Origin of the sequence: Azospirillum brasilense (assembly GCF_008365405.1) — a bacterium.
Lineage (GTDB): Bacteria > Pseudomonadota > Alphaproteobacteria > Azospirillales > Azospirillaceae > Azospirillum > Azospirillum brasilense_D.
In genome coordinates this window covers 1-23,913 of the sequence record NZ_QOKV01000019.1, presented here as the reverse complement: position 1 = coordinate 23,913, position 23,913 = coordinate 1, and the positions used below count along the sequence as shown (strand labels likewise).

Below are 23,913 nucleotides of genomic sequence, written 5' to 3'. Positions count from 1 at the left end.
GCGGCCCGCCCGGTCAACAGCAGACCGCTTTCCCCGTAGACGAAAGGTCCAACGGCCATGTCCCTCTTTGGCGCCCTCGGCAGCGCGACGGCCGGCCTCCGTGCGGTCCAGGCCCAGGTGAAGCTGGTCTCGGACAACGTCGCCCGCGCCGACGATCCCACCCGCACCCGGCACACCGTGTCGAACGTGCTGGATTCCAACGGGTTCGTCCTCACCTCCCAGTACCGCCGCGAGGTCGATTCCGCCCTGCTCAGCCAGGTGCAGGACCTGACCGCGCGCGAGGGCTCCTCGGCCACCAAATCCTCCTACATGCAGCAGTTGGGCGACCTGCTGCGCACGACCAGCGGCAAGCCGCAGCTCAACGAATACGCCGAAGCCTTCCAGACCGCCTGGAAGGCGGTGGAAACCTCGCCGGAAAGCGAGGTCGCGCAGTACCAGCTCGTCCAGGCCGCCGACACCTTCGCGCGCGAGATCAACCGCGTGTCCCAGGGCGTGGAGGACATGGACCGCGAGATCCAGGACGACCTCGGCCAGTCGGTCGGCGAGGTGAACCGGCTGCTGAAGGAAATCGAGAGCATCAACAACAACATCGTCTCGCTGCAGGGCTACGGCTCCGCCGGCAACGAGGTGGCCGACAAGCGCGACGGGCTGATCCGCGAGCTGAGCACCTATGTCGGCGTGCGCACGGTTCCCCGCCCGGACGGCCGCGTCGCCGTCTTCACCCCCACGGGGCTGGCGCTGGTCGACAGCCAAGCGGCAAATCTTTCCTACGAGGGCGGCAATATCAACCTGACGGTGGGCAATCAAGTCACCAACGTCAACCAGCACCTGAAGGAAGGCAAGGTCGCCGCGCTGATGAACCTGCGCGCCGACGGCTCCACCGCCAATCCGCCGCAGCCGGCCAGCGCCGACCCGACCAACGAGGTGATCCGCAAGCTGCGCTCGCAGCTCGACGCCTACGCGCAGATGTTCACCGGTTCGACCAAGCCGGGCGAGCCCACCAGCTTCCGCGACGCCTACGACCAGGCGAAGACGGTGCCGGGCGAGGAAGGCACGCAGTTCTTCATGGGCAACGACCGCTTCACCATCCACGTGAACGAAAACCTGCTGAACAACACGAAGAAACTGAAGAGCGCGGCCGTCAAGGACGTGGTCACCGCGCTCAGCGCCACCGGCCGGACCTTCCAGGCCGACGGGCTGAAGCTGGAGGGCGCGTCCTTCAGCTCCATCACCAGCAACATCACCGGCGGCTGGATGTCCGCTGCCAAGACCGCGATGGACAAAGGCTCGCTGGACAAGGATTCCCGCCAGATCCTGGAGGAGCGCTATCACGCGACGACCGGCGTCAACATCGACGAGGAAATCGCGAATCTGCAGCAGCTTCAGACCTCCTACGCCGCGTCGGCACGGGTCATGCAAGTGGCCAACACGATGTTTGACGCGCTGGAGGCGATCGTCCGATGAGCTCCATCACTCAAGTCAGCAGCTATGCCAAGTATCTCGGCTTGGTCCGCAATCTGACGAACGGCCAGAACCGGGTGGACACGCTCTCGGAGCAGTTGACCACCGGCAAGAAGTCCACCGACCTGAACGCCTACGGGGCCGAGACGCAGAAGCTGCTGGCTCTGCGCGCGGAGCTGACCCAGCGCGAGGCCTATGTCCAGAACATCAACACCGCGTCGCCGCGCGTCAAGGCGACCGACACGGTGCTGAACAGCCTGGAAAAGCTGGCCACGGATTGGCAGAGCAGCAACCTGATGCCGTTCCAGCCGGGTCCGGCCAGCGTCACCTCGACCTTCAACAGCAATCCCGACGCGCTGAAGCTGACGGTCAACGGCGACAAGTCCACCTTCACCCAGAACGCCCGCTACACCGTGACCTCCATCCCCTCGAAGGATGGCGTCAACGGCTCGTTCGATGTGACGGTGACCGACGGGCTGGGCGGCAAGACCACCCGCACCATCAATCTGAAAACGGTCCCCCCCAGCGACGGCGGCGGCTACAATTTCAAGATCGATGGCGGGCCCGGCGAAGGCGCGGTGCTGAATCTCAGCTTCGACCAGCTCACCGCGGCGTCGAGCAGCAATTTTACGGTGAGCTGGCCGCAGGCCAACGACATGCGCGACCGGGTCGAAGGCGCGCTGCGCGACATCCAGCAGCTTCTGAACGAGCAGTTCGGCGACCGCTATTTGTTCGCCGGTTCGCGCTACGGCACGGAGCCGGTGGGCGACCTGCTGGCCCAGCCGCAGTCCAGCCGCGTGACGCTGAACGGGTCGATGGTCAACGCCGACGACTACTTCGAGGTGTCGATCGACGGCAAGCCCTTCGGCTATCAGGTCCAGCCGGGGGATCCGAAGACCGTCACCTTCGTCGCCAGCACGCTCAACAGCCTGATCCAGTCGGCCAACCCGAAGCTGCCGATCATCGCCTCCGCGGCCAACGGCGTCATTTCGCTGATCAGCGAGGACCCGAGCCAGACGTTCGACGTGAAGGCCCGCGTCCAGAACTCGATGAGCATCGACAACTCGATGACGGCGCCCACGACCACCCAGCAGGCCACCCTGCCGGCGCCCGCCGGCACCGGGCTGAAGCAGATCGACAGCTTCGCGCTGACCGGCGACGGGGTCGACATCGGCGACACCTACGAAATCAACGTCACCGTCGGCGACCCGGACGACCCCTTCAACCGGAAATACTATTCGGAACATCCGGACGAGCCGGAGGACCTGCCGCCCTATCAGAAATACACGGTCCGCTACACGGTCACGGAGAAGGACTACAACAACGGCGTCACCGACGTGTCGAAGGTGGCCGACATGCTGCGCGGCGAGTTCGCGAAGACCAGTCCGGTCCCGCCGGTGACCATCGACGCCGCCGGCAACGGATCGACCATCCAGTTGACCAGCGACACCACGATGGACCCGAACCATCCGTCGCGCGTGCAGCAGTTCACCACCTCGGTGCGGGCGGTCAACGGCCAGATCGATAACACGATCTCGGTCGCCACACTGCCCTCGCAGGCCGACGCCCTGACCGATGTGCCCTACGTGGACCCGCCGGACCTGCCCTTCTACGATTCGGAGTACATGTCGAACCGGAAGAACAGCAAGGCGTGGGACAAGGCCGCCGTCACCATCGACGACGGCCAGACGCTCACCTACGGCGTCACCAGCGACGACCGCGCCTTTCAGAAGCTGATCTCCGCCTTCCGCATGGCCCACGTCGCGGCGTCCAATCCCGGCAAGTACGAGGAGTACATCACCAAGTCGCGGGAATTGATGGCCCAGGCCAAGGACGAGGTGCGGTCGGTCCATTCCAAAGTGGCGTCCGACCTCGCAACGCTGGAGGAGAAGAAGACCGCCCACAACACCGCCTCGGCCACGGTGGTCGAGCGCATCGCCGGCATCGAAGGCATCGACGAAACCGAGGTGGCGGCCCGCCTGCGCACCTCCATGAACGCGCTGGAGGCCGCCTACACGGTCGCCGGCCAGCGCCAGAAGCTGTCGCTGCTGAACTACATCGCCTGAAGCGGCGATGGTTGCCTCCCCTTCGACGAGGGGAGGCAACGACCGCCAAACAAAAAACCGGCGCCCCGAAGGGCGCCGGTTTTTCTTTTGAAGCGCTCGGGCCTCAGATCGAGATTCGCAGCGACTGGCGCGGCGGCTGTCCGTCCGGAGCGGAAACCGGCGGGGCCATCTGCGGGGCCATCGCGGGACGCGCCGCCTGCGGAGCCGGCGCCGGTTGGCCCTGGACGGGCGCGTCGGGACGGGCGGTCAGGCCGCTGGCCACCGAACGGTTGATGCTGATCAGCGTCTCCAGCTTCGACACGTCCAGGTCGACCAGCCGGGCAACCGTCTCGCGGTCGACCAGCAGCGACAGGGCGGCGATGTTGGTCCGCACCTCCGGCGGGTGGCCGCAATCCTCTTCGGTCATCGCGGCCTGGAAGATCGTCCACAGGCGCTGGTTCAATTGCAGGGCGGCGCAGAGCGCCTCCTCGTTCACGGGGCTGCGCCCGGCATCGATCAGGCGTCGCGACGCCTCCGCCAAAGCCCAGGCCTCGACATCACGGGGATTGTCGGAAGTCGGCTTGTTCGCGTATGTCGGTGTCGGCTTCATTCCAAACCCTCGGGACAGGCCGCCGGACAGAGCAATGCTGAATCAGGTCCGGACCAAAAGGATTGTCAGCGATCCTTCAATCCTTGTCAACTTTAGGGACCTGTCTCCGGTGATTTGCAAGGATTTGTCACGACTTCGCGGCAGTCCGGCATTAGAGGAGCCGGCATTGTGGAGCCCGGCGTCGCTGGCCCGAGCAATTCACCCGCCGCCTGTTCGACCGCCTCCACGGAAATACCGTCCATCAGGCCGGTGGCCTGCGGATCGGCCTTCTGACGGGCCAGCAACTCGGACCGCGGAATCCGGCTGATGACGGTGCGCGCCGCCACACCCCAGGGGCCGTATGTCTCCGGGAAGCCCGGCCCGAACAGCCCGACGGTCGGCGTGCCGGCGGCGGCGGCGATGTGCATCAGCCCCGAATCGTTGCCGATGTAGAGCGCCGCCCGGCGCACGCAGGCCGCTGCGGCCATCGGATCGGTGCGCCCGGTCAGGTCGATGGCCCGCCCCCCCAGCGCCTCCAGGACCGGCCGGGCGCGCTCGCGCTCCGGCCCGGCGGCCAGCACGGCGACGCGACGGCCGGACAGCCGGCCACCGGGACCGGTCAGCCGCGTTGCAAGCTCGGCGAAGCGGTCCGCCGGCCATTCCTTGCCGGTCCAGTTCGCGGTCGGGCCGATCGCCAGAAACGGCTCCGCGCCGCCGGGCAGCAACCGGTCGGCCTCGGCCTCGGCCGCCGCGTCGATCCACAGGCGGGGGGATGGCGGCGGGGACAGGCCCAACACCCGCCCGATCTCCTCCACCTTGTGGAGATGCGGGGCGCGGGCGTGGAAGAAACGGCGCTTCGCCAGGACGAGACGGCCGACCGCGGAGTTGCGCAAGTCCACCACCAGATCCCAACGCGTGCCGGCGCAGGCCCGCCACAGGTCGAACCAATGCCGCGCCCAGGCCCGCTTCGGCATGGGAATCAGTCGCTCCAACCTCGGCACGGAGCGGAACAGCGGGGCCGGAAGCGGGCCGCAGGCGATGGTCAGCGCGGCGTCCGGGTGCAATGCCGTCAGATGGGCCAGCAGGCCGGTTGAGAGGACCGCGTCGCCGAGACGATTGGAGGTGATGTACAGGATGCGCAAAAGTCGGCCCGCCCCCTCAGCCCGTCGCCGCTTTGCCGCCGGGCGGCACGCGCGGCCGGAGGTTGCGCGACAGAATCCAGGCCGCCGGCGCCAGCGCCGCCACCGGCAGCACATACATCAACGGCACCAGCATGCTCACCTTGGCGGCGAAGCTGGACAGGCCGAGGACGGCCGACTGGATGGCCATCACCACCAGCACCGCGGTGGTCACCCGCACCGACTGGCCGCGCCGGTTGAACTCGCCCGACAGCAGGCAGGCCAGCGCCACCATGGTGTAGGCCAGCGCCAGCAGCGGCGAGGACAGGCGGTGATGCAACTCCGCCAGCAGATCCCGCATCATCTTCGGGTCCCCCGCCATCTGGGGCGGCGGGTGCAGCAGTTCGTCGGTGGAGCGTTCGCGCGCGTCCGGATAGCGTTCGCCGCTGGCGCTGCTCAGCACCTTCAGATCCACCGCATAACGCTCGAAGAAGAGTTGGGACAGCCGGCTGGTCTTGCGGTCCAGTTCCTGCCGATTGCCGTTGTAAACCACGAAGCGCGCGCCCTCCGCACCGGTCAGCATCACCGCCCGCTCGCCGATGATGGTGACCGGCTTCTCCGGGATGCGCCCGTCATGGATGATCACGTTGTGCAGGTTGGCCTCGCTGTCGCGCTCGCCCACGAAGACGCTGAAGCGGTCGCCCACCTCGTTGAACACGCCCTCGCGCAGGAACAGCTGCGAATAGTCGCTGCGCACGGCGTATTCCATGCGCACCAGCTCCTGATGGGCGGCGGGCGTCAGCCACAGGTTCAGCACATAGACGACCACCGTCACGCCGAAGGCCAGCAGCATCGCCGGAGCGGCCAACGCGAAGGGGCCGACGCCGGCGGCGCGCATGACCACCAGCTCGCTGTCGGCCGCCAATCGATTGTAGGTGAACAGCACCGCCCCGACCAGCGCCAGCGGCAGCACGATGCCGAGGAAGGTCGGCACCGTGAGGACGAGCAGCCACAGGAACACCCGCATCGGCGCCCCGGCCTCCACCACCATCTCGATCAGCCGCAAGGACTGGCTCAGCCAGATCGTCAAGGTCAGGCCGGCCGTGGAATAGAGAAGGGCGATCAGAAGATTGCGGAAGAGATAGCGTTGCAGTCGGTTCATGTGCTTGCGTCACGGGGAAGCCCGGCGAGAAGCTGACGGGCTCGGGCGTCCGGGTCAAGTGCTGATCTGGAAACCGACCCGGCGCGTCGAACTTTTGCTCGGCGAGGCGCCCCCGCACCGTCAGGCCGTGCGCACCGCCGACAGGAACACCTCCACCTTGCTGCGCAGCCCGTCCGCCTGATCGGACAGCGATCCGGCGGCCTCCAGCACGTTGCGGGCGGCGCTTCCGGTCTCGCTGGCCGCCCGGTTCACGTCGGCGATGTTGGACGTCACGTCGTGCGTACCGACCGCCGCCTGCTGGATGTTGCGGGCGATCTCCCGCGTCGCCGCCTGCTGCTGCTCCACCGCCGCGGCGATGGTCGAGGCGACCTCGCTGATTCGCCCGATGGTGCCCATCACGTCGCCGATCGAGGCCACCGCCCCCTCGGTCTCGCTGCGGACGGACACGATCTTCGCGGCGATCTCGTCGGTGGCGCGGGTGGTCTGGTCGGCCAGCGCCTTCACCTCCGCCGCCACGACGGCAAAGCCCTTGCCCATCTCGCCGGCCCGAGCCGCCTCGATGGTGGCGTTCAGCGCCAGCAGCCGGGTCTGGGAGGCCACCTGGGTGATCAGGTCGATCACCGCGACGATCTCCGCCGAGGCGGTGGCGAGGCTGCGCATCGCCTGGTCGGCGCGTTCGGCCTTGTGCACCGCCTCGTCGGCGATGGCGGTGCTGCTGGCGACCTGCCGCCCGATCTCCTGCACCGAGGCGGCCAGTTCCTCGGTCGCGGTGGCGACGGTCTGCACATTGGCGCTGGCCTGCTCCGACGCACCGGCCACGGTCACCGACTGGCGGGAGGTCTGCTCCGCCGTTGCGGCGAGCTGGCTGGCCGTCGCCTTCATCTGCACCGCGGCGGCGGAGACGGAGCCGAGCACGGCCGCCGCCTCGCGGTCGAAGCGGCCGGTCAGCTCCTCGATGGCGCGGGCGCGGCGGGTGCGGAGGTCCTGCTCCGCGTTCTCGCGCTCCGCGGCCTGCCGCGCGGCGATCATGTTGTCCTTGAAGACCAGCACGGCCTTGGCCATCTGCCCGATCTCGTCGCCCCGCCCGGTGGCCGGCACATCGGTCGCGGAGTCGCCGTCGGCCAGCCGGCGCATCGCCTCCGTCATGGCGCCCAGCGGCCGCACGATGGAGCGCGAGGTCAGCAGGACCGCCGCCGCCGCGATCAGCAAGCCCAGGGTCAGCAGAACCGCCTGCACCATCACCAGACGGTCGGCGCCCTGGATCATCCCCGCCGTGTCGGCTTGCAGAAGAGCGCGCTGGCGCGGGATCAGGCCGCTGGCATCGTTCGACCGGGCGTCGCCGACCAGCAGGCTCATCACCTGGTTGGCGCGTGGGATCGCGTCGTCGTTCAGGGAGTTCAGCGCGCCCATCTGGTCGCCGATGGTGCCCAGCGATTCGGCCATATCCTGATCGCGGCGCAGATGGTCGAGCAGCGGCTTCACCGCATCCCAGATGGCCCGCACCTGCGGGTCGGTCCAGCGCGGCGACAGCCCGTCCAGCTCCTGGCGCAGGGCGTCGATGCGGTCCCAGGCGACGTTGCGCTCCTGCTTCAGGTCTTCGCGGTTGGTCAGCAGGTAGCCCTGCATGGCCGCGTTGGTGGCGGTGACCGCCGCGACGATGCCCTGCCCGGCCAGCGCCGTCGGCATGCGGACATCGGCCACCAGGCGGCTCAGCGTCTTCCCACTGTCGGTCAGGAGCAGGCCGGTGCCGACCGTCACCACCAGCACCGCGATCACCGCCGCGAAGCCGACGGTCAGCCGCTGGCCGATCCGCAGATTCCCGAGTGCCTTCATTCGTTCCTCCCGTGCAGCACCCTTTTCGGACACTTCTTTTTCGACCGGGCGTTGCGGTTCCGGCCGCTATCCCGAGGGCGGAACGAATGATGGACCAACAAACATTAATGGAGTGTTTCCGGTGTCGATGCCGCCCATTGCGAACGGTTGGTCAAAGATCCTCGGCGCCGAGGTACGATTCGATCACCTTGGGGTTGGCCACAACCTCCGCAGGCAGGCCGTCGGCGATCTTCTCCCCGTGGTCCAGCACGACCACCCGGTCGGACAGGGCCATCACGGCGCGCATCACATGCTCGATCATCAGGATCGTCATGCCCTCGCGCCGGTTCAGGTCGCGCAGCACCTCGACCATGCGGTCGACCTCGGTCGGGCGCAGGCCGGCCAGCACCTCGTCCAGCAGCAGCAGGATCGGCCGGGTGGCGAGCGCGCGGGCGACCTCCAGCCGCTTGCGGTCCGGCAGGGTCAGGCTGCGCGCCGGGCGGGTGGCCTGGTCGGCCAGCCCCAGCCGGTCCAGCACCGTCCGGGCATGGTCGCGCGCCGTCGCCACCGACCGTTCGCGGGCCAGCGCGCCGACGATCACGTTCTCCTCGACCGACAGCTGCCCGAAGGGTTTGACGATCTGGAAGGTCCGGCCGATGCCCGCCGTGCAGATGTGGTTGGGCTTCAGCCCGGTGATCGGCGCGCCCTTCAGATGCACCCGCCCCTCGTCGGGCGGGAAGACCCCGGCGATCAGGTTGAAGGTGGTCGTCTTGCCGGCGCCGTTCGGGCCGATCAGCGCGACGATCCGGCCCTCCGGCACGGAGAAGCCGACGTTGGAGACGGCCTTCAGCCCGCGGAACCGCTTGGACAGGCCCTCGACCTCAAGAAGCCCCGCCATCACGCGTCCTCCCCGGGGCGGCGGACGAGCCCCAGCCGGTCGGCCAGCCACGGCCACACCCCGTCCGGGCGGTAGACGACGATCACCACCAGCGCCACCCCGTAGAACAGCTGCTTCAGGCCCGGCAGGTCGAAGCCGGTCGCCTCGATCAGGAAGGTCAGCAACTCGCCCAGCGGAGTCAGGATGAAGGCGCCGAGGATCGGCCCGATCAGCGTGCCGATACCGCCGACGATGGCCGGCAGGATGATCTCGATGGAGCGGCCCATGGAGAAGACCTGCTCGGGGAACAGGTTGTTGAAGTAGAAGGCCTGGAACACGCCGCCCAGCGCCGTCAGGGCGGAGGACACGGCCACCGCGGCGATGCGCGCGCGGAACAGGTCGACGCCCACCGCCTCCGCGGCCTCCGGCTCCTCGCGCACGGCCAGCCACTGGTAGCCGAGGCGGCTGTGCAGCAGCACCCGCGAGAGGACCAGCGCCACCAGCACCAGCGCCAGGATCACGTAGTAGAACAGCTCCGGCGAGCCGCGCAGGTTCAGCAGGTCGTTGCCGGCATCGCCCGCCACCGGGATGAAGAAGCCGCCCGAGCCGCCGAACCATTGCAGATGGTCGAAGCCGATGCGCGCGACCTCGGCGAAGGCGATGGTCAGCAGCGCGAAATGCACGCCGCGCACGCCGAAGCGGAAGCCCAGGAATCCGATGAAGCAACCCGCCGCCGTCGCCGCCAGCATCGCCACCCACATCCCCGCCCAGGGACCGATCCCGAAATGCACGAACAGCGCCGCGCTGGCGTAGGCCCCCAGCCCGACATAGAGCGCGTGGCCCAGCGACAGCAGGCCGGAGAAGCCCATCATCACGTTCCACGCCTGCCCGACATAGGCGAACCACAGCACCGTGGTCAGCACCGACAGGACGTAGCGGTCGGCGATCATCGGCGCGGCCAGCAGCAGCGCGCCGCACAGCGCCAGAAGGACGATCCCGCGCCCCGTCACGACCGTTTCCCCAGCAGGCCCTGCGGGCGCAGCAGCAACACCACGATCAGCACACCATAGCTGAAGAGGGATTTGAGCGAGGGATCCAGCAGGAAGCCGGCCATCGCCTCCGAAAAGCCGATCAGCATGCCGCCCAGCAGGGCGCCCGGCAGGCTGCCCAGCCCGCCGACGATGACGATGATGAAGCTCAGCAGCGTGTATTCCGGCGCCAACTGCGGGCGGGAGTCGACCAGCAGCGTCATCAACGCCCCGGCGATGCCCACCACCCCGGCGCCGATGCCGAAGGTCAGCGCATAGAGCCCGTCGATGTTCAGCCCGACGACGCGGGCGCCCAGCGGGTTGTCGGCGCAGGCGCGGATGGCCTTGCCGGTGCGGCTGAAGCGGAAGAAGGCGAACAGCGCCACCGTCACCACGATCGCCCCAGCCCCGGCGCGCAGCCGCACCGCGTCGAGCAGCAGCGGTCCGATCTCCACCGTGTCGAAGCTGTAGGGCACCATGACGTTGCGCGAATCCGGCCCGAACAGCATCAGCATGGCGTTCAGGATGATCGTCGCGATGCCCAGCAGCAGGATGAACTGCATGTGCTCCGGCCGCTCCACGAAGCGGTTGACCAGCCCGCGCTGGAGCAGCCAGCCGAAGGCGAACAGAACCGCCGCCACGACGGGCGCCGCCAGGATCGGATCGAGCCCGAGCAGGCTGGCCAGCAGCACGGCGCCGTACATGCCGGCGACCATCATCTCGCCATGCGCGAAGTTGACCACGCGCACGACGCCGAAGATGACCGACAGGCCGAGCGCCGCGAGCCCGTAGACCAGTCCGGTCAGCAGGCCCGATGCGGCGATGTTCAGGTAATAGTCAAACGGCATGCACGATTCGCCCTTGGGAGAGCCCCGGATGGCCAAGCCTGAGCGGCGTAGCAGTCCTTCGTAGTCGTGACAAGTTTCCTGTGCGGATCCGGCGGCGATCAGCGGCGCTTTGCCTCCTCCAGTCGCACGGTCAGGGCATCGCTCAGGCAGGCCCGCGCGGCGGCGGCGACCGCCGGATCCTCCTCCATGCCGCGGCGGACCCAGCAGCGGGCGGTGATGCGGTCGTCGAAGCGCCGCTCCTCCTGAAGCAGCGCGTAGGCCGCGGCGTCGCGGCGCTCCGCCGGCAGAGTGGCGAGGTGGCGCTGGTGCAACCCGCGCGCCCGCCCGTCCAGTGCGGCGAGGTCCGGCACCGTGCAGATCATCCGGCGGAGCGGTGCGCCGGCCGTGGCGCAACGCGGATCGGCCACGATGGGGAGCGGCGGAGGCGCAACCTTCGGAAGCGGGGACGGTGGCGGGGTCGGGGGCGGGGCGGGAGCAGGAAGCGCCGCCGGAACGGCGACCGCAATGGCGGGTTGCCGTTCCGGGACGACGGCCGGCCCGGAGACGACTCGGACGGGGGTTCCGACCGGCACCATCTCGAACAGGGTGGCGATGTCGGCGGGCAGCATGCGGAAGCAGCCGCCGCTGGCCCGGCGGCCCACCGAATCCGGCTCGTTGGTGCCGTGGATGGCGATGGCCGTCCAGCCGAGGTCGAGCGCGAATTTGCCCAGCGGGTTGGACGGTCCCGGCGGCACCGACGCCGGCAGTGCCGGGTTTTCCCGGCGCTGGTTGGCGGTGGGGCGCCAAGTCGGGTTGCGCCGCTTGCGCAGGACTCGGCTGTCCCCCAGAGGAATCGCCACGCCGGACCGCCCGATGGCGACGGGGAAGGAGCGCGGCGGACGCCCCTCCTCCAGCAGATGGAGCCGGCGCTCCGTCAGGCTGATGACGATTCGCCGTGCCAGAGGGATTTCGGTGGTGGTTTCGGCGGTGGTGGCGCGGTCCTGGGCGCGTGGGGTGTCGGGCGAAACAAGCGCGAGGGCAATCGCCAGGGTTGCCGTCGGGACAAGATGCCACAAGAATGTCGCGGTGCGCTGCATGGGAAAAGTTCAGCGCATCCGCCCTAAAAGCGCGTAAACATGCCGTCAGGGACCAAGCAGCAGGAACGCCGACCATGGACACCATCGAACAGACGCTGGCCGTTGCGACCGAACACCACCGCGCCGGCCGCACCACGGAAGCGGAACGCCTGTACCGCGAGGTGCTGGCGGCGTCGCCTGGCCATCCGGATGCGCTGCACCTGCTTGGCGTCATCGGGCTGCAGGGCGGGCGTCCGGCGGAAGCGGTGGACCTGATCGGACAGGCGGTGGCCGGCGACCCGACCTCACCCCTGCTGCACGCCAATCTCGGCCACGCCCTGCACGCCACCGGCCAGCCCCGCGACGCGGCGGTGAGCTTCGCCCGCGCCCTGACCCTACTGACCAACGAGGGCGAAGGCTGGGGCAACGTGAGCGCGCTGGCCGGGCTGATCCGCCGCTACGATGACGAGACCCGCCGTGCCGCCGCCCAGGAGGTCGATGCGGGCTACGCCATGGGCGACGTGATGCGGCGCCATTCGCTGCTGTTCTGGCTCGACGGCGACGTCGCCCATTACGAGGCTCTGACGGACGCCGTCCTGGAAGACCCGATGCGCTTCACCGTGCCGTCGATCCATTACGCCTTCTGGGGCATGGCGATGCAGCTCTTCCAGGGCGCGGCGCGGCGCGGCGATGCCGGCGCCTTCCACACCGGGAACCTCACCGATTACTACCGCCTGATGGTGGACGAGACGGCGCTGCGCTACCACCTGCGCCGCCGCATGAAGCGCGCCACGCCGCGCGACGAGGTCAAGCGGATCGCCCTGATCACCAACCAGATGCTCGGCGCCGGGCACCAGCCCACCGCGGACGCCTTCGACTTCGCCCGCCGTCTGCAGGACGAGTTCGGGCGCGAGGTGGTCATCATCAACCCCAACGCCATGGCGATCACCGGCGAGAACGGCTTCGTCCCCGAGTATTCCTACAACATCACCGAGGAGTACGACGGGGAGCAGATCATCGCCGCCTTCGGCGCGCGGGTCCGCATGATGTCCTTCCCGCAGAAGCGCTTCGACGAGGAGAAGGTCAACGCCATCGTCGATTACGTGGACGGCTTCGACCCCGACGTCATCGTCGCCTTCGGCGGCTCCAACGTGGTGGCCGACCTGTTCTCCGGCGCGCGCCCGGTGATCTGCCTGCCGACCTCCTCCGGCCTGCCGCTGTCGATGGCCCGGCTGGTGCTGGGCTATGGCGAGGCCGACACCACCCAGGGCTGGCCGGCGGACATGGCGGAGCGTTTCCGCCCCTTCTCCTTCGGCTGGACCCTGCCGCCCGCCGGGCCGGAGCGCAGCCGGGCCGATTTCGGCATCCCCGAAGCCGGGCCGCTCTTCCTCGTGGTCGGCAATCGCCTGGACCAGGAGGCAGGGCCGGACTTCCTCGCGCTGGTCGACTCGCTGCTCGACAGCCTGCCGGAGGCCCGCATCGCCGTCGCCGGCGGCGTGGAATCGCTGCCGCAGCGGATCGCCGCCCTGCGCAACGCCGACCGCGTCCACACGCTGGGCGATGTGGACGATGTGCGGACGCTGCACCGCCTCGCCACCGCCTACCTGAACCCGCGCCGCCAGGGCGGCGGCGGCAGCGCGGCCTTCGCGCTGGCCGACGGTGTCCCGGTGGTGACGCTCGCGGCGGGCGACGTGGCGACTGTCGCCGGGCCGGCCTTCACCGTGGCCGACGACGCGGCCTATCTGGAGCGCGCCGCCGCCCTGGCCGGCGACGCCGCCTTCCGCGACCGGCAGTCCGCCGAGGCCCGCGCCCGCTTCGCCGCGGCCGGAGACCGCCGGGCGTCGGTGGAACGGCTGCTGGCCTACGGGCTGGAAGCCCAGACGGCGTAAGGGGAGAAAGGCGGGAGCGTCGGCACATCGCCGGCACCCCCGCCTTGCGGACTCCCCTTCACCCCCAAGGTGGTTAGGGCCAGCGTCCCGTCTTCTCGCACTCCTGGGCGTCGTTTGCCGCTCGGATGCGACAGTAACTTCCAGCACCACCCGTGTCGCACAGGCGCGTCGCCTCGTGATACATCCGCGTGCAATAGTTATCTTGTGCTGGTTTGGGACCAGCTTTCTTCGCACCGCCTAGAAACGCTCGCACATTGGCGTCGGAAGTAAGCTGAGCGGCTGTTTCTCCATTGTTGTTGCGTGCTCGTTGATCAGCGCCGCGCCCGGCCAGATATTGCACGCTCTTCAGATTGCCTTTCCAAGCGGCAACCATCAGCAGCGTCCATCCATCGCTATTCCGGGCGTTTATATCCAGCCCCGAGTCAAGAAGCCGCGCCAACTCATCCTGCTGGTTGTACTCGATCGCCCAGCGTGCTTCCGTCCAGGCTTTCGCCGGATCGAATGCCGGCAATCCGCCGCCACCGCCAACAGCCATCGTTTCGGTCAGCATCCGCTTGATCTGAGCGGAACTGGTAACGTCGAATGCTGTCTTGCCGTAGTTGGTCTTGATCGTAGGGTCAGCCCCACGGTTAAGCAACAGGCGCACAAAGGCGGGCTTGCCTTGCTCGGCTGCGATGTGCAGCAGAGTCCAGCCGTCACTGTTTTGGGTGTTGATATCGACTCCTTGCTCAAGGAGAGCGATCAGGCTCCGGTCGTCCTTCTGCCACATTGCAGAGTTGAGAGCACCGTATAGGTCATCCCAGTCATCGGCATACACAGGTGCACTGTTGAGGATAATCGCCGACAGCACGGCTGCTACCAGGAATTTCATCGCGTCCCCTTGAAGATGTTGTAAATTTGTTAATTATAAGAACAGAACTTACTCGGACCGCGCATTGCCTAACGCAGCCAAAGTGATCAGAAGTTCAGAGTTCTGACAATCGCCCCAACCCTCTCCCCAGGGGAAGAGGGGAACACAATACCAGCGGTCATTGATGATGGCCGCCGAGGCTCTTGATCCTGACAGGTCAGGATCAAGAGCCGCTGGTATAAGGGCTTGCTCAGGTGCGCTTGCCCCAACCCGGCATCGGGAACACCGGATCCATCTCCGCGGAGCCCTTGGGTAGGACCACGGTCGGGCGCAGATTGCGGTTCTGCAGGCAGGCGGAGACGAGCTGGGTGTTCTGCCCCTTCTCGTCGAAGGTGATGGCCGGGCCGACCATCATCTTGTCCTTCAGGTTGGTCTGGCGCAGCGCCTCCAGCAGGGTGGCCGGCTCAGCGGTGCCCGCGCGCTTGAAGGCGTCGGCGGCGACCAGGATCGCTTCCAGGGTGAAGGCGACGTTGAAGGCGTAGCCCTCGAAGCGGTCGTTCGGATACTGCTTCTTGAAGGCCGCCTCGACGCGCTTGGTCAGCTCCGCCTTGGGGTCGTACCAGGGCAGGTTGGTGATGGCGTAGTCGGCGTACTTGCCCAGCACCTTGTAGAACTGCTCGTCATACAGGCCGGGCGAGCCGGGGGAGACGATGCCCTTGGGCTCCCAGCGCTGCTTGACCATCTCGCGCACCAGCATGATGGCGTCGTTGGCGCGGGTGGTGACGATGGCGAGTTCGGCGCCCGTCGCCTTGGCCTTGGCCACCTCGACCGCGAGGTCCTGGGCCTTCGGGTCGTAGGAGATGCTGTCGACGATGCCGAAGGGCATGTCCAGCTTCGGGAACAGGGCGTCCATCGCCTGCTTGTTCGCCATGCCGAAGGTGTCGTTGGCGTGCAGGAACACCGCCGTCTTCGGGGTGACGCCGCTGGCCGCGAACAGATCCTTCATCAGCGCCAGACCGTTGGTGACCAGCATGGTCGAGGTCGGGAAGTTGCGGAAGACGGTCTTGTAGCCCTGCTCGGTCAGACGGTCGGCGGCGGCGATGTTCATCACCAGCGGGATGCCGCGCTGTTCGCAGACCTGGGCGGCGGCGGCGGTCTGGCCGCTGTCGAAGGCGCCGACGATGACGTTCGCGCCGTCGTTGATCAGCTTCTCGGCGCGCGAGCGGGCGACGTCGACGTTCGATTCGGTGTCGGCGGACAGGATCTCGACCTTGTAGCCGAGGTCGCCGAGGATGGCCGGCGCGATTTCGGCGCCGCGCTGGCAGGCCTGACCCGCCTGGGCGAGCAGGCCGGAGCGGGGCAGCAGCACGCCCACCTTCAGCGCGGCGCCCTGCGCGAAGGCCGGCGCCCGGCCGAAGGCGGCCAGCGCACCGGCCGAGAGGGCGACCGAGGCCGCGGCGGTGCCGAACTGACGGCGGGTGAGTCCTCCCATGGACCCATTCTTGCTGATGCGGTGATCGTTCATTATCGGGTGTTTCCCTGAGGCATGGTCCCGGAGCGGATGATTTCCCCGCAATTGCCTTTGTGTCAAAGTGGAATCCACCGGAAGGCGACACACGGACGAAACGGACCCCACCGAATGGCGACCATCGAGGAGGCGCTCGGCATCGCGCTCGACCATCTGAAGGCCGGGCGGCGGGCCGAGGCGGTGGAGTTGTACGGGCGAATCCTGGACGCCGATCCCGACAATCCAGAGGCTCTGCACCGTCTGGGCCTGCTCGCCGCGCTGGGCGGTGACCGGGAGCGCGGGCTGGCGATGATCGCGCGTTCGGTGGAGCGGGACGGCGGGGACGCCGACGCGCACTTCAACCTGGGCGCCCTGCTCCATGTCTCCCTGCGGACGGAGGAGGCGATCGCCGCCTACCGCCGGGCTCTGACGCTACGCCCCGATTTTCCCGACGCCGAGTATCACCTGAGCGAGGCCCTCCAGGCCATCGGCCGCATCGGGGAGGCGCTGGAGGTTCTGGACCCGCTGCTCGCCCGTCACCCGCACTTCGTCCCCGGCTGGCGTCAGAAGGGCGACATCGAGGCCGATCTTGGCCGCCCCGGCGCCGCCGTGTCCTTCTACGAGATGGCCCTTGCCATCGACCCGCGTGACGAAGGGTCGCGGGAGCGGCTGGCGGCGCAGGCCGCGGCCTACCGCGCCCGCCGGGCGATCCTCGACGGGGCCGGACCGGACGGGCGGCTGGACCTGCGCGACGTCACCATCCTGGTCCCCTTCCGCGCCGACAGCGAGGACCGCAAGCGCAACCTGCGCTGGATCGTCTCCTTCCTCCTCAAGCACGCCGACACCACGGTCCTGATCGGTGAGGACAAGGCGGGGCCGAGCGACATCGCCGAGGCGCTGGGGCCGGAACTGGCCGCCCGCTGCCGGCACCTTCAGTTGACCGGCAACGACACGCCCTTCACCCACAAGGCCCACCTGCTCAACCGCATGGTCGAGGCGGCGGACACTCCCATCGTCGCCCTGCACGACACCGACGTCGTGGTCGATCCCGTCCAGTACGCTCTGGCCCGCGCCGCGGTGCGCGGCGGGGCGGCCATGGCCTTTCCCTACAACGGGCTGTTCTTCTGGATTCTCGGGCGGGAGGTCCATCGCTTCGGCCACACGCTGTCGGCGGCGCCGCTGAACGCGGTGTGCCAGCGCTTCCCGCTGATGCACCGGAACTCGCCGGGCGGTGGCGCCTTCTTCGACCGGGCGGCACTGCTGGCGGCCGGAGGCTACAACGAGCGCTTCGTTTCCTGGGGCTATGAGGACGACGAGATCATGGTGCGGTTGCGCCGGTTGGGCCTGCGGGTCGAGCGGGTGCCCGGGCCGCTCTATCATCTGGAGCACGCGCGGCCCGAGAACTCCACCGACCGGAACCCCTTCATCGACGCCAACAAGGCGGAGTTGGAGCGCATCCAGGCCATGGACGCCAACGCGCTGCGCGCCGAGATCGCCGCCGGCCGCCTGCGCCGCCCGCTGTTCTCCAGTGCCGGATAGCGGCAGCCGGTCAGCCGGCTTTGTCCGTGGCGAACTGGTCGAACGCCTCCATTGCCATGGCGGCGTACATCACCGACGGGCCGGCGCCCATGTAGATCGCCATGCCCAGCGTCTCCATCACCTCCTCCCGGCTGGCGCCCTGCTGGACGGCGGCCTGGGCGTGGAAGGCGACGCAAGCGTCGCAGCGCGTCGCCACGCCGATGGCCAGCGCAATCAGCTCCTTCGTCTTGGTGTCCAGCGCCTTGGCCTCCAGCGCCGCCCGGGCGACGGCGGAGAAGCCCTTCATCACCTCCGGGGCGCCGCCGCGCAGGTCCCGCACCGCGCCGGACATGTCCTTCGCCATCTGCGGCCAATCCTTCACCATGGCTTGCGCCTCCTTCTAATTTAGATATTACTAATGTACAGAAATAGCGTTGTGTTGCAAAGGGGAATGGGGAGCAACCCCGCCCTGCCCGCTGTTTCGGTGTGGCTCCCTTCATCACGCCAGCGACCGATCATGCCTCTGCGCTCCGCGCCCCCACTCGCCGACAAGGACCCCTTCGACATCGACGAGGCGTTCCGGCGCCTGCGCCAGGCCGTGGCCGGACGCCCGAAGGCCGCCATGTTCGCGCTGCGCGACCGCGGCTACGGCAGTCCCTTCGAGCAATTGGTCGGCAGTCTGATCTCCGCGCGGACGCGCGACGAGACGACCATCGTGGTGTGCGAGCGGTTGTTCGCGGTGGCGCGCACGCCGCAACAGATGGTCGCCCTGACGCCGGAGGAGCTGACCCGCCTGCTCGACGGCGCGACCTTTCCCGAGCCGAAGGCCCGCGACATCCGGGCGCTGTCCCGCCGCATCATCACGGAGCATGGCGGCGAAGTTCCCGACACGCCGGACGCCCTGATGGCCTTCCATGGAGTCGGCCCGAAGATCGCGGCGCTGACCCTGGCGGTCGGGTTCGGCATTCCGGCCGTGGCGGTGGACGTGCATGTGCACCGGATCGTCAACCGCTGGGGGTTCGTCGCCGCCCCGACGCCCGAGCGCACCATGGTCGCGCTGATGGAGCTGTTGCCCCGCCATTACTGGGTGGAGATCAACGAGCGGCTGGTGCCCTTCGGCAAATGGATCTGCACCGGCGACCGCCCGCGCTGCTCCACCTGCGCCATGCTGTCCATGTGCCGGCAGGTGGGGGTGACGACTCATCGATGAGTTGGCGCGGCACCGGCCTTGATGCAGATCATCGCGCCATTTCGCGGGATTCCGTCCTTCTGTCCGGCAACAGCCCCGCCCAAGGACGATCCAAGAAAGACCGCCGATGATCCTGTACGCCCTGCGCTGCGCCTGCGGCCACGAATTCGAGCAGTGGTTCAAGAACATGGCCGATTACGACACCCGCAAGGCCGACGGGCTGTCCTGCCCGTCCTGCGGCGGGACCGAGGTGGCGAAGGCGATCATGGCGCCGCGCGTCGGCGCGTCCAAGCCGGCGCCGGCGCCGGCGCCGATGCCCGCCTGCAACCCGTCCGGCTGCGGCAACGCCATGTGCCCGATGTCGCAGATGGCCTGAAACAGGGATGGCCTGAAACAGGGATGGCTTGAAAAGGCCGCAGCCTACCGCCGGCCGCGTCCGCCGCTGCTGAGCGGCGGCAGCGCGCCGGTCGTCAATTCCTCCCTTCGGCGACCGCTGCCGAAGCTCGGTTCGCGGCGCTGGTCGCGCGGGCTGTCGTTGCGCGGCACCGGCCGCGTGGCGCTGGCCCGACCGCTGCGCCACCACGCGAAGCCGATGCCGAGCACCGTCGCCCCGATCAAGCCCATCACGCCGTAGCGGGCACCGTTGGCGGCCCAGGCCGGCAGCATCGATCCGCTGTCCGCCGCCGCCTCGACCACCGGCACCGGCTGACCGGACGGGGTGGTCGCGGTGACGCTGGCCCGCGGTGCCGCCTGCGGCACCGGCCCCTGCCCCTGCCCCTGCCCCTGTGACGACGCCGTGGCGGAGGTTGCGGGGGCCGACGACGCGGGGGCACTGGACGCTCCGCCCGACGAGGAACTGCTGCTGGTCACGGGCGGGCCGGCGCTGAACTGCGCGCCGCCGCCGACGCTGCCCGTTCCGCTGTCGATCCGCTGGGTGGGGGCGGCGCGGGGCACCACCTCCCGCTGCGGCTCGCGCGGCGCCTGACCGGGACCGCCGCCGCCGACCTTCTGCTGGGCGAGGTTCCCGACCGTCGCGGGAGCCTTGCCCTCCCGCTCGCCCATCATCTTGGCGATGGTCGCCTTGTCGAGCTGGTTGGTCACCGGCAGTCCATGGGCGGCCTGATACTTGCCGAGCGCAGCCTTCGTCTCGGCGTGCATCTGGCCGTTGGCCCGCCCACCGATGTTGTAGCCCTTGTCCTTCAGGATGGTCTGGGCCCATTGGATGTCCGCCGTCGATTGCGCCCGAACCGGAGCGCCCGTCAGCAGACCCACCGCCAGAACCGGCACCACCACAGCCAACGCGACCGCGCGGCGCGCGCGGTGCGAACCACCCGTCATGACCATCCTCCGTCCGAGACACCAACCGACCATCGCCCGTCCACTATCGTGGATGCGCGATCGTGTTACCAGATTGCGGCGGTTTTCCGGGCGCGATTTTTGTGCGCCTGCGTTGCGGCGGCATCAGGTCCCCCTCCCCCTTGGCGCCTCCGGAAGGACCGGCTCATTCCCCATCCGTTAACCGATGCGCGCGCAAAAACGTGGTATAGATCCATCCTGGCGCCTTATGGGGCGCTTTGCGGGAGGCCATGGCATGGCGACTCTGAGACACGCGATCCTGGCGGGCGGAACGCTGCTGCTGGCGGCCTGCGGCAGCACCCCGGCCTACCGGGAGTGGACGGCCACGGAGACCACGGCGACCGCCGCCTACGACGAGTGCATCGAGCAGGTGGACAACACCATGCGCCTGCGTGGCTATCCCTACCGCCCGTTGCCGGAGACGCCGCAGTTCCGCTACCGCAAGGAAATCTTCGCCCTGTGCATGCGGCGCAAGGGCTACACGGCGGACGATTGAGCCGTCTTCACGGCCCTGGCAGGCCGTGGCGCAGATACAGCACCCCGCCGATCAGCACCCCGGCCAGCACCACCGCGGCGTAGAATTTCAGGGGCAGCGGGACCTTCTCCCGCCGTCGCAGCCCCTTGGCCGCGGTCCTGGCCTTGGCGGAACGGGGCGCCGTCCTCGCCGGAGCGGCTTGCCGGCCTGCCCCGGCCGCTCCCCCCTGGTTCGGGTCGTGCAGTTCGATGAGCTTCCAATTGAACTCCATCCCGTCGCCACCGGCCCCGGCGTTGTGGTCGAGCTGGATCAGGCGGAAATAGGCGCGCGGGTTCACCCGCACCATCAGGTTGAAGCGGGCGCGGGCGTGGTCGAGGTCTTCCCCGACCTCCAGCGTCTTCCAGCCCTTGCCGCGCGCCTTCTGGATGGCGAAGCGCGTCGGCTGGCCGGCGGCAACAGGCGCCATGATCGCAGCCCCGTCCTCTTACACCGAGGTCGGAACGCCCTTCCTCCGGATCACATCGGCGTACCAATGGTAACTGGCCTTGGGACGGCGCTCCAGGGTCTGACGGTCCACCTCGATCAGGCCGAAGCGGCGCTGGTAGCCCTCGGCCCACTCGAAATTGTCCAGCAGGCTCCACACGAACCAGCCGCGCAGGTCGACCCCCTCCTCCAGCGCCTGATGACCGGCCAGCATGTGGCGGCGCAGGTAGCTGATGCGGTCGTTGTCCTGGACGAAGCCCTTCGGCCCGGTCTGCTCGGGATAGGCGGCGCCATTCTCCATCACATAGACCGGCGGGTTGCCGTATTCCTGCTTCAGCTCGATCAGGATTTCGGCGATGCCGTCGGGCTCTACCGGCCAGCCCATCCCGGTCGTCGGCGTGCCTTCCGGCGGGGAGCCGTAGCCGGTGCCGAACAGGCCCGCCGGGTCCGGCTGCTGGTGCATCCGGCTGTAGTAGTTGATGCCCAGGAAGTCGATGGGCTGGCGGATCGCCTCCAGGTCGCCGGCCTTGACCAGCGGGGCGAAGCCGTCGCGCAGCAGTTCCGGATACTCCCCGCGCAGCAGCGGGTCGAGGCAGGCGCGGTTCCACACCGCGTCCCACATCAGCGAGGCCGCGTAATTGGCGTCCAGCCCGCCGACCGGCCAGACCGGCTGGAGCGACAACACGGTGCCGAGTTGCCAGCCCTTGGTCCCGCCCGCCGCCCGCAGCGCCTTCAGCGCCATGCCCTGGGCGAGATTCTGGTGGTGGATCGCCTTGAAGTAATTGCCCTTGCCGATCAATCCCGGCGCGTGCCCGCCCAACCCGTGGCCGAAGATGGCGTGGACGGACGGCTCGTTCAGCATGGTCCAGTGCTTGGCGCGGTCACCGATCCGCGCGGCGACGAGTTGGGCGTAGTCGGTGAACCAGCCGGCGATGTCCCGGTTGGTCCAGCCGCCGCGGTCCTGAAGCGCTTGGGGCAGGTCCCAATGGTACAGGCAGGGCCAGGGCGCGATGCCCTTGGCCAGCAGCGCGTCGGTCAGCCGGTCGTAGAAGTCCAACCCTTCGGCGTTGGCCGGGCCGGTGCCGGTCGGCTGGACGCGCGGCCAGGCGACGGAGAAGCGATAGGCGTTCATCCCCGCCTTCGCCATCAGGTCCACGTCTTCGGCGTAGCGGTTGTAATGATCGCAGGCGACGTCGCCGGTGTCGCCGTTCGCCACCTTGCCGAAGGAATGGCTGAAGCTGTCCCAGACGCTGGGGCCGCGCCCGCCCGCGGTCACCGCCCCCTCGATCTGGTAGGAGGAGGTCGAGGCGCCCCAGACGAACCGGTCGGGGAAGGCGGCCAGCACTTCCGACGGCTGGGCCACCGCGACGCGGCGCGTGGTCAGAAAGGCCCCGGCCGAGGCCGCCAGCCCGGTGGCCGCCGCCGCCTTCAGGAAACTCCGCCGCCGCATACCGAATTCCTCTCGCCGTCCGGGTCGTCCGCGACAATGTAAGAAGACCGGGCGTCAGCGCAACAGGCGCCTCGCATCGGAATGCCCGTGTAACCGGTTTGGCCGGTGTAGGCGTAACCTGGACCGTGAGGTATTGTGGCGCCATGAATGGACTCGTCATGTTTCTGCTGATCGTGGCGCTCGGCCTCGTCGTGGCGTCGCTGTTCTCCGGGCTGTTTTTCATGGCGCGCGGCGGGCAGGGCGATTCGCGCAAATCGAACCGGGCGATGCGGATGCGCGTGGCGCTCCAGGGGGTGGCGCTGGTGCTGTTCCTGCTCGCCATCCTGACCCACGGCTGATTGAGGACACCCACAGGAATCATGGTCAAGCTGACCCGCATCTACACCCGCGGCGGGGACCGCGGCCAGACCTCGCTCGGCGATGGGCGCCGCGTGCCCAAGCACGACCCGCGCGTCACCGCCTACGGCACGGTGGACGAGGCGAACGCCGTCATCGGGCTGGTCCGCCTGCACACCGCGGACCAGCCGGAAACCGACGCCATGCTGTCGCGCATCCAGAACGACCTGTTCGACCTGGGCGCCGACCTCTGCACGCCGGAAGCGGAGGACCCGGCCTACCCGCCGCTGCGCATTCTGGAGTCGCAGGTGGAGCGGCTGGAGGCGGAGATCGACGCGATGAACGCCGACCTCGCCCCGCTCAACTCCTTCATCCTGCCCGGCGGCGCGCCGGCGGCGGCCCATCTGCATCTGGCCCGCACCGTGGTGCGCCGCGCCGAGCGGCTGATGACCGAACTGGCGGAGGTGGAACCGGTCAACCCGGCGGCGGTGAAATACGCCAATCGCCTGTCCGACCACCTGTTCGTGCTGAGCCGGAAACTGAACGCGAACGGAGCGGCCGACGTGCTCTGGGTTCCGGGCGCAAACCGTTGATGCAATTCCGCCTCCTTCGCGCCTGCGGCGTAGGCGGCGTTGACAGCCAAAACGTCAACTCCTATGGTCGCAGCGCTGTCACAAGCTGCCCGATTCGGCGCCAGCGGCGAAGGTGCGCCTGCATAATTCAAGAAAAGGGTGGGATATGAAGGTCCTCGTCCCGGTCAAGCGGGTGGTCGATTACAACGTCAAGATCCGCGTCAAGGCGGACGGTTCCGGCGTTGAGACCGCCAACGTGAAGATGAGCATGAACCCCTTCGACGAGATCGCCG

At 68.5% G+C, this 23,913-nt stretch carries 23 protein-coding genes and 1 pseudogene; 10 read left to right on the top strand and 14 right to left on the bottom strand.

What is annotated here, in order from left to right:
• Nucleotides 1-57: 57 nt before the first annotated feature.
• Together flgK and DS837_RS23795 are read left to right on the top strand one after the other, a co-directional pair.
• Entirely contained in the window at nt 58-1,464 is a 1,407-nt protein-coding gene (gene flgK / locus DS837_RS23800) for a flagellar hook-associated protein FlgK (protein WP_149167003.1), read from the top strand.
• Nucleotides 1,461-3,527 (top strand): flagellin N-terminal helical domain-containing protein, encoded by a 2,067-nt coding sequence (locus DS837_RS23795; protein ID WP_149167002.1) that lies wholly within the window; start codon nt 1,461-1,463, stop codon nt 3,525-3,527. The genes flgK and DS837_RS23795 overlap by 4 nt, the downstream gene beginning before the upstream one ends.
• Before the next feature lie 103 nt (nt 3,528-3,630).
• Here the strand turns inward: DS837_RS23795 and DS837_RS23790 are convergent, their stop codons facing one another.
• From DS837_RS23790 to DS837_RS23755, 8 genes are all read right to left on the bottom strand, one after another.
• Entirely contained in the window at nt 3,631-4,116 is a 486-nt protein-coding gene (locus DS837_RS23790; RefSeq protein ID WP_149167001.1) for a flagellar biosynthesis regulator FlaF, read from the bottom strand.
• Nucleotides 4,117-4,208: 92 nt separating this feature from the next.
• The gene (locus tag DS837_RS23785; RefSeq protein ID WP_149167000.1) at nt 4,209-5,237 is read right to left on the bottom strand and encodes a glycosyltransferase family 9 protein; all 1,029 of its coding nucleotides are present in this window, start codon (nt 5,235-5,237) and stop codon (nt 4,209-4,211) included.
• Between the two features lie 16 nt (nt 5,238-5,253).
• Entirely contained in the window at nt 5,254-6,375 is a 1,122-nt protein-coding gene (gene lptF / locus DS837_RS23780) for an LPS export ABC transporter permease LptF (protein WP_149166999.1), read from the bottom strand.
• A gap of 120 nt (nt 6,376-6,495) precedes the next feature.
• The gene (locus DS837_RS23775) at nt 6,496-8,208 is read right to left on the bottom strand and encodes a methyl-accepting chemotaxis protein (protein ID WP_149166998.1); all 1,713 of its coding nucleotides are present in this window, start codon (nt 8,206-8,208) and stop codon (nt 6,496-6,498) included.
• A 151-nt stretch (nt 8,209-8,359) separates the two neighbouring features.
• Nucleotides 8,360-9,085, bottom strand: coding sequence for an ABC transporter ATP-binding protein (locus tag DS837_RS23770; RefSeq protein ID WP_149166997.1), 726 nt, complete (start codon nt 9,083-9,085; stop codon nt 8,360-8,362).
• Complete coding sequence (locus tag DS837_RS23765) at nt 9,085-10,074, bottom strand: branched-chain amino acid ABC transporter permease (RefSeq protein WP_149166996.1); 990 nt, start codon at nt 10,072-10,074, stop codon at nt 9,085-9,087. Before DS837_RS23765 ends, DS837_RS23770 begins: the two co-directional genes overlap by 1 nt.
• On the bottom strand, nt 10,071-10,940 hold the full coding sequence (locus tag DS837_RS23760; protein WP_149166995.1) for a branched-chain amino acid ABC transporter permease: 870 nt from the start codon (nt 10,938-10,940) through the stop codon (nt 10,071-10,073). Before DS837_RS23760 ends, DS837_RS23765 begins: the two co-directional genes overlap by 4 nt.
• Nucleotides 10,941-11,038: 98 nt before the next feature.
• Complete coding sequence (locus DS837_RS23755) at nt 11,039-12,016, bottom strand: L,D-transpeptidase (RefSeq protein WP_149166994.1); 978 nt, start codon at nt 12,014-12,016, stop codon at nt 11,039-11,041.
• Between the two features lie 74 nt (nt 12,017-12,090).
• Here DS837_RS23755 and DS837_RS23750 point away from each other — a divergent pair, with 74 nt between their 5' ends.
• On the top strand, nt 12,091-13,884 hold the full coding sequence (locus DS837_RS23750) for a tetratricopeptide repeat protein (RefSeq protein ID WP_149166993.1): 1,794 nt from the start codon (nt 12,091-12,093) through the stop codon (nt 13,882-13,884).
• A gap of 73 nt (nt 13,885-13,957) precedes the next feature.
• Here DS837_RS23750 and DS837_RS23745 read toward each other — a convergent pair whose 3' ends face one another.
• Together DS837_RS23745 and DS837_RS23740 are read right to left on the bottom strand one after the other, a co-directional pair.
• The gene (locus DS837_RS23745) at nt 13,958-14,755 is read right to left on the bottom strand and encodes an ankyrin repeat domain-containing protein (RefSeq protein WP_149166992.1); all 798 of its coding nucleotides are present in this window, start codon (nt 14,753-14,755) and stop codon (nt 13,958-13,960) included.
• A gap of 229 nt (nt 14,756-14,984) precedes the next feature.
• Entirely contained in the window at nt 14,985-16,226 is a 1,242-nt protein-coding gene (locus tag DS837_RS23740) for an ABC transporter substrate-binding protein (protein WP_247890097.1), read from the bottom strand.
• Between the two features lie 147 nt (nt 16,227-16,373).
• Between DS837_RS23740 and DS837_RS23735 the strand changes: the two genes are divergently transcribed.
• Nucleotides 16,374-17,780: a tetratricopeptide repeat protein gene (locus DS837_RS23735; protein ID WP_149166990.1), complete on the top strand. Its 1,407-nt coding sequence runs from the start codon at nt 16,374-16,376 to the stop codon at nt 17,778-17,780.
• A 10-nt stretch (nt 17,781-17,790) separates the two neighbouring features.
• On the opposite strand, the gene DS837_RS23730 is transcribed toward DS837_RS23735, so the two are convergent.
• The gene (locus tag DS837_RS23730) at nt 17,791-18,144 is read right to left on the bottom strand and encodes a carboxymuconolactone decarboxylase family protein (RefSeq protein WP_149166989.1); all 354 of its coding nucleotides are present in this window, start codon (nt 18,142-18,144) and stop codon (nt 17,791-17,793) included.
• A 132-nt stretch (nt 18,145-18,276) separates the two neighbouring features.
• On the opposite strand from DS837_RS23730, the gene DS837_RS23725 reads away from it, so the two are divergent.
• Both DS837_RS23725 and DS837_RS23720 read left to right on the top strand, forming a co-directional pair.
• Nucleotides 18,277-18,969 (top strand): endonuclease III domain-containing protein, encoded by a 693-nt coding sequence (locus DS837_RS23725; protein ID WP_137141360.1) that lies wholly within the window; start codon nt 18,277-18,279, stop codon nt 18,967-18,969.
• A 106-nt stretch (nt 18,970-19,075) separates the two neighbouring features.
• The gene (locus DS837_RS23720) at nt 19,076-19,324 is read left to right on the top strand and encodes a DUF1178 family protein (RefSeq protein WP_149166988.1); all 249 of its coding nucleotides are present in this window, start codon (nt 19,076-19,078) and stop codon (nt 19,322-19,324) included.
• Nucleotides 19,325-19,368: 44 nt separating this feature from the next.
• Here the strand turns inward: DS837_RS23720 and DS837_RS23715 are convergent, their stop codons facing one another.
• Complete coding sequence (locus tag DS837_RS23715; RefSeq protein WP_149166987.1) at nt 19,369-20,286, bottom strand: peptidoglycan-binding domain-containing protein; 918 nt, start codon at nt 20,284-20,286, stop codon at nt 19,369-19,371.
• Between the two features lie 253 nt (nt 20,287-20,539).
• Between DS837_RS23715 and DS837_RS23710 the strand changes: the two genes are divergently transcribed.
• On the top strand, nt 20,540-20,800 hold the full coding sequence (locus tag DS837_RS23710) for a hypothetical protein (protein ID WP_145627474.1): 261 nt from the start codon (nt 20,540-20,542) through the stop codon (nt 20,798-20,800).
• Nucleotides 20,801-20,807: 7 nt separating this feature from the next.
• Here DS837_RS23710 and DS837_RS23705 read toward each other — a convergent pair whose 3' ends face one another.
• On the bottom strand, nt 20,808-21,245 hold the full coding sequence (locus tag DS837_RS23705; protein WP_149166986.1) for a hypothetical protein: 438 nt from the start codon (nt 21,243-21,245) through the stop codon (nt 20,808-20,810).
• Nucleotides 21,246-21,263: 18 nt separating this feature from the next.
• Nucleotides 21,264-22,712 carry a GH1 family beta-glucosidase gene (locus DS837_RS23700; RefSeq protein WP_149166985.1) on the bottom strand — a complete coding sequence of 483 codons (1,449 nt, stop codon included), beginning with the start codon at nt 22,710-22,712 and terminating at the stop codon, nt 21,264-21,266.
• A gap of 143 nt (nt 22,713-22,855) precedes the next feature.
• On the opposite strand from DS837_RS23700, the gene DS837_RS23695 reads away from it, so the two are divergent.
• The 3 genes and pseudogenes from DS837_RS23695 to DS837_RS32840 form a co-directional block, all read left to right on the top strand.
• Entirely contained in the window at nt 22,856-23,050 is a 195-nt protein-coding gene (locus DS837_RS23695) for a twin transmembrane helix small protein (RefSeq protein ID WP_014197605.1), read from the top strand.
• A gap of 21 nt (nt 23,051-23,071) precedes the next feature.
• The gene (locus tag DS837_RS23690) at nt 23,072-23,641 is read left to right on the top strand and encodes a cob(I)yrinic acid a,c-diamide adenosyltransferase (protein WP_149166984.1); all 570 of its coding nucleotides are present in this window, start codon (nt 23,072-23,074) and stop codon (nt 23,639-23,641) included.
• Nucleotides 23,642-23,786: 145 nt separating this feature from the next.
• Nucleotides 23,787-23,913, top strand: a pseudogene (locus DS837_RS32840) (electron transfer flavoprotein subunit beta/FixA family protein); the annotation flags it as partial.